We start from the raw sequence: 3,724 nt of genomic DNA, 5'->3' as shown, positions 1-3,724 counted from the left end.
CCACGGTAATAAATGTAGGATTTCCTTCCGGAGAAAGGGCCTTGTATAAGCCTTCCCGAGTCAATCCGGTGTCTCGCGCCAGTTGGCTCATGTTCTTGGCGCGCGCAATGACCCCTAACGCATGAACGATAAAAGCAGGATCGTCGCCAGCTTCCTCGATACATGCCTCCAGGTAGAGTTGAATATCCTCGTCGGTTTTGAGGTACTCCGCCGAATCCCAACGAGTTGTCTTCATGGCCATGATTTATACCTCCAATTGCTTGGCAATTTCCTTGGCCTTGGCGATGTCGGTTTGTTGAGAACTCTTATCGCCGCCCGAGAGAAGAATAACGACGACAGCTCCGATTTGAACAAAGTAAATTCTGTAGCCCGGACCATGAAAAATTCGCAACTCATTGACCCCGTCGCCAACTGACGCCACGTCACCAAAATGGCCCTGTTCAAGCCGGTCTATCCTGACTTGAATGCGGGCTTTGGCCCGGCGGTCCTTGAGAGACTCGAACCATTTCTCGAAGAGTATTGTTTTTCGGACTTCGATCATGCCTAGAAGGTAGTTTTTGGGAAGGCTTGTGTCAACTATGGTTCACAGTTTGTACAGTCGTTCACTCCGGTTTTCGCGCCTCCACCACAAACACCGGATTACCCGGCACAAGTCGCAGATCCCCGCCCAGGACTTGGGACTGGCTGTGCTGGAGGTGGTGGATGGTCAGGGGCCAGTCGGCCAGGGCGTGGCGGGTTGTTTCCAGAGTGGTCAGGAGCACGGCCGAGACCACCAGGCGTCCGCCGGGGGACAGCAGTTCCTGGCACAGTCGCAGGGTTCGGCCGCTGACGCCGCCGCCCAGAAAAATATGGGTTGGCCGCGTGACCGACGCGGCCGCGTACTGATGTTCCAGAAATGCCTCGATGTTCGCGCCCACCGGTTCCACCATCCAGGCGCCGGTGCGTCGGATATTTTCCCGAATGTCGGCCAGACGTCCGGCCAGGCGCTCCACGGCCGTGATCCGTCCATGGCGGAGCAGGCTCGCGGCCTCCAGGCTGATGGCGCCGCTGCCCGCGCCCAGATCCCAGAGCACGGCACCTGGCGTGAGGCGCAGGCAGGACAGAACCAGGGCCCGCGTCGGTTGTTTGGTGATGAGGTCCTGCTGGCGGGCCAGATCGGTCTCGCGCAGTCCCAGGGTCAGGGCCAGAGGCGGGTCGGCGATGCGCTCTAGCAGAACAAGATTCAGCGGGTTCCAGATCCGGGTGCCGGCGTCTTCCAGGGTGCCGGAAAAGAGCCGTTCCTCGGGGGTTGCCAGGGTCTCGGCCACGTGCATGCGCCAACCTTCCACGCCGCGTTCGAGCATGGCCTGGGCCAGGGCGTCCGGACCGTGCGCGGCGTCGGTGTACACGGCCACGAGGCGGGCGTGAGTCAGGGCCGTGAACAGAGGGGAGGGATCGTTCCGGCCGTGCAGGCTGATGACGACGCAGTCGTGCCAGGGCAGGCCGAAGCGCGCGGCGGCGGTTTGCAGGGCCGAGACATGGGGGTGAAAGCGCAGTTCCTGGCGGTCGAAGTAGTGGAGCAGGGTCGCGCCGATGCCAAAGAGCAGCGGATCGCCGTCGGCCACCACGCAGACCGGGCGGTCAGCCCGGTCCCGCAGGACGGCCGCGAATGCCTCCACGGTGGTCAGGGGCAGACGGCGGTGGGGCTCGATGTTCAGGGCGTCCAGCTGCCGCCGGCCGCCGCCGACCAGTTCGGCCGCGTGGATCAGCTCCTGGATGTCCGGGGTAAGCTGCGCGCGGCCCAGGCCCAGGCCGATGACGTCGATCATGCCGCGTCCTCCGTGGCAAAGAGCGGGCGGCCGGAAAAGTCAAAGAGCACATAATCGACCCGCAGGGACACCCCGGCGAAGTGCCGGGCAAACTGGGTGGCCCGGTTCACGATGTGGGCGAAGAGCTCCGTCTGACGCGGATGCCCGGAAATTTCCTCCAGGGCGTGCAGGGCAGTATTGGCCTTGGCCACCCGTGCGCACAGCGCCGCGTCCAGACCGCAAGCCGCGCACCAGTCCGCCAGCTCGGCCAGGTCCACGCGGGTTTTGTGGGCGTGGGTCGAGGGCCGGCCCTGGGCTTGTTTGACCAGCTTGCCGAAAAACACGGCCCAAAGCATACGCGAAAACCCGCGCCGCCCGACCTCTCGCATGGAAAATGCGAAAAAATCGGCAACCTGTACGCACGCAGTCTCGGAGATTCGGGGATGGAGCTGGCGCAGGAAGCGCTCGCTGCGTCCGCCCGTGGTCAGACAGGGGCAGTCCAGGCCGGTGGCCCGCATGACATCCAGGCTTTGGCTGATGGTGGCCTGGTAGGCGGCATGGCTGAAGGGCTTGACCGTGCCCCGCGTGCCCAGAATGGAAATGCCGCCGACAATGCCCAGGCGCGGATTGAAGGTTTTTTGGGCCAGGCGTTCGCCGTCATCGACCCGGATTTCCACGGTCAAATCCAGTTCCCGTCCGTCCAGGGCCTCGGCCACGGCTTGCAGGATCTGGGCGCGGGGCGCGGGATTGATGGCCGCTTCGCCCACGGCCACGGGCAGACCAGGCTTGGTCACGCGGCCCACCCCGGAGCCTCCGCGCAGCTCGATGCCATTTTTATCCGCCCTTTGGCCCACCCAGGCCCGGATCACGGCCTTGTGGGTCGCGTCCGGATCGTCGCCCCCGTCCTTGACCACGGCGGCCAGGACGCCGCCGCCGTCAGGCCTGATTTCGTGGATGGGAATTGTCAGGCGCTCGCCCACGGGCAGGGGCACGTCGATGCATTCCGGAACGGGCCGGCCCAGCAGGCTCAGACAGGCGGCCTTGGCCGCCGCTGCCGCCGCCGTGCCCGTGGTGAAGCCGTGACGCAGGGTCATGGGGCGCAGGCGGTCACGAAGCGCTCGGCCAAGTCCGTGTTGGAGCCGAAATGCAGGTGCACGTAGGAGCCCAGGCAGTTGCCCTTGAGAAAGCCGCCAGTCTCGACGGCCCGGCCGGTGCGGTCGGAGATCCGGTATGCCGGGGTGGCCGCGACGTCGTTACCCACTCGGCGCGAATAATGGAATTCATGTCCCCGTCCGGTGAGGCCGGCCTCGCCCAGGGGACAGGACGCGGTTAGCTCCACCTCGCGGTAGCCCAGGGCCTGATGCCTGTTTTCCATGGCGCAGGCGAAGTCGAAGACGCCGGCCATGGGAAATTCCTGGCCGCTACGCGTGGCGAGGGAGCGCATCAGGTACATGAATCCGCCGCATTCGGCGTAGACCGGCTTGCCGCTGGCGCAGAAGTCCCGGATTTTGGTCCGCATGGTCTCGTTGGCGGCCAGTTCCCTGGCGTGCAGTTCCGGATAGCCGCCGCCCAGATACAGGCCGTGCAGGGCCGGAGGCAGGTTGCCGTCTTCCAAGGGAGAGAAGGGCACCAGCTCGGCTCCGGCTTGGCGCAGCAGACGCAGATTTTCCTCGTAATAGAAACAGAAGGCCCGGTCCCTGGCGTAGCCGATGCGGATCTCCGGAATCGTGCCCACGCCGTCGTTGTGGGACGGCAGAACGCAGTCGGGCAGGGAGGCGTACAGCTCGTCCAGGTCCAGGGCTTGTTCGACCCAGTCGGCCAAGGCGTTCAGGCGTTCTTCGCGGTGGTCCAGATCCTCGGCCGTGACCAGACCCAGATGCCGGGACGGCAGCTCCTGGTGCGGCATCCGGGGCAGACCGCCCAGCACCTTGACCCCG

5 protein-coding genes are annotated in these 3,724 nt (G+C 64.9%); all 5 read right to left on the bottom strand.

Translation table 11 applies throughout. The features are described from left to right. Nucleotides 1-241, bottom strand: a 241-nt coding sequence (locus EOL86_12795) for a putative addiction module antidote protein (protein NCD26452.1), incomplete at its 3' end; no start/stop codon positions are given. Nucleotides 242-244: 3 nt separating this feature from the next. Beyond that, nucleotides 245-541, bottom strand: coding sequence for a type II toxin-antitoxin system RelE/ParE family toxin (locus EOL86_12790; GenBank protein ID NCD26451.1), 297 nt, complete (start codon nt 539-541; stop codon nt 245-247). A 61-nt stretch (nt 542-602) separates the two neighbouring features. Then, nucleotides 603-1,808 (bottom strand): precorrin-6y C5,15-methyltransferase (decarboxylating) subunit CbiE, encoded by a 1,206-nt coding sequence (gene cbiE / locus EOL86_12785; protein ID NCD26450.1) that lies wholly within the window; start codon nt 1,806-1,808, stop codon nt 603-605. Further along, entirely contained in the window at nt 1,805-2,881 is a 1,077-nt protein-coding gene (locus EOL86_12780) for a cobalt-precorrin-5B (C(1))-methyltransferase (protein ID NCD26449.1), read from the bottom strand. Before EOL86_12780 ends, cbiE begins: the two co-directional genes overlap by 4 nt. Then, on the bottom strand, nt 2,878-3,724 hold an 847-nt coding region (locus EOL86_12775; protein NCD26448.1), incomplete at its 5' end, for a cobyrinate a,c-diamide synthase. The genes EOL86_12775 and EOL86_12780, both read right to left, overlap by 4 nt.

It is taken from the genome of Deltaproteobacteria bacterium (genome assembly GCA_009930495.1).
Taxonomy (GTDB): domain Bacteria; phylum Desulfobacterota; class Desulfovibrionia; order Desulfovibrionales; family Desulfomicrobiaceae; genus Desulfomicrobium.
The sequence above is the reverse complement of the archived record's forward strand: the minus strand, read 5'-3'. Positions and strand labels throughout refer to the sequence as shown.

What these genes read in the sequence shown, in the direction of transcription:
- EOL86_12790 (NCD26451.1), bottom strand. Translation starts at nt 541, where the DNA reads ATGATCGAAGTCCGAAAAACAATACTCTTCGAGAAATGGTTCGAGTCT.
- cbiE (NCD26450.1), bottom strand. Translation starts at nt 1,808, where the DNA reads ATGATCGACGTCATCGGCCTGGGCCTGGGCCGCGCGCAGCTTACCCCG.
- EOL86_12780 (NCD26449.1), bottom strand. Translation starts at nt 2,881, where the DNA reads ATGACCCTGCGTCACGGCTTCACCACGGGCACGGCGGCGGCAGCGGCG.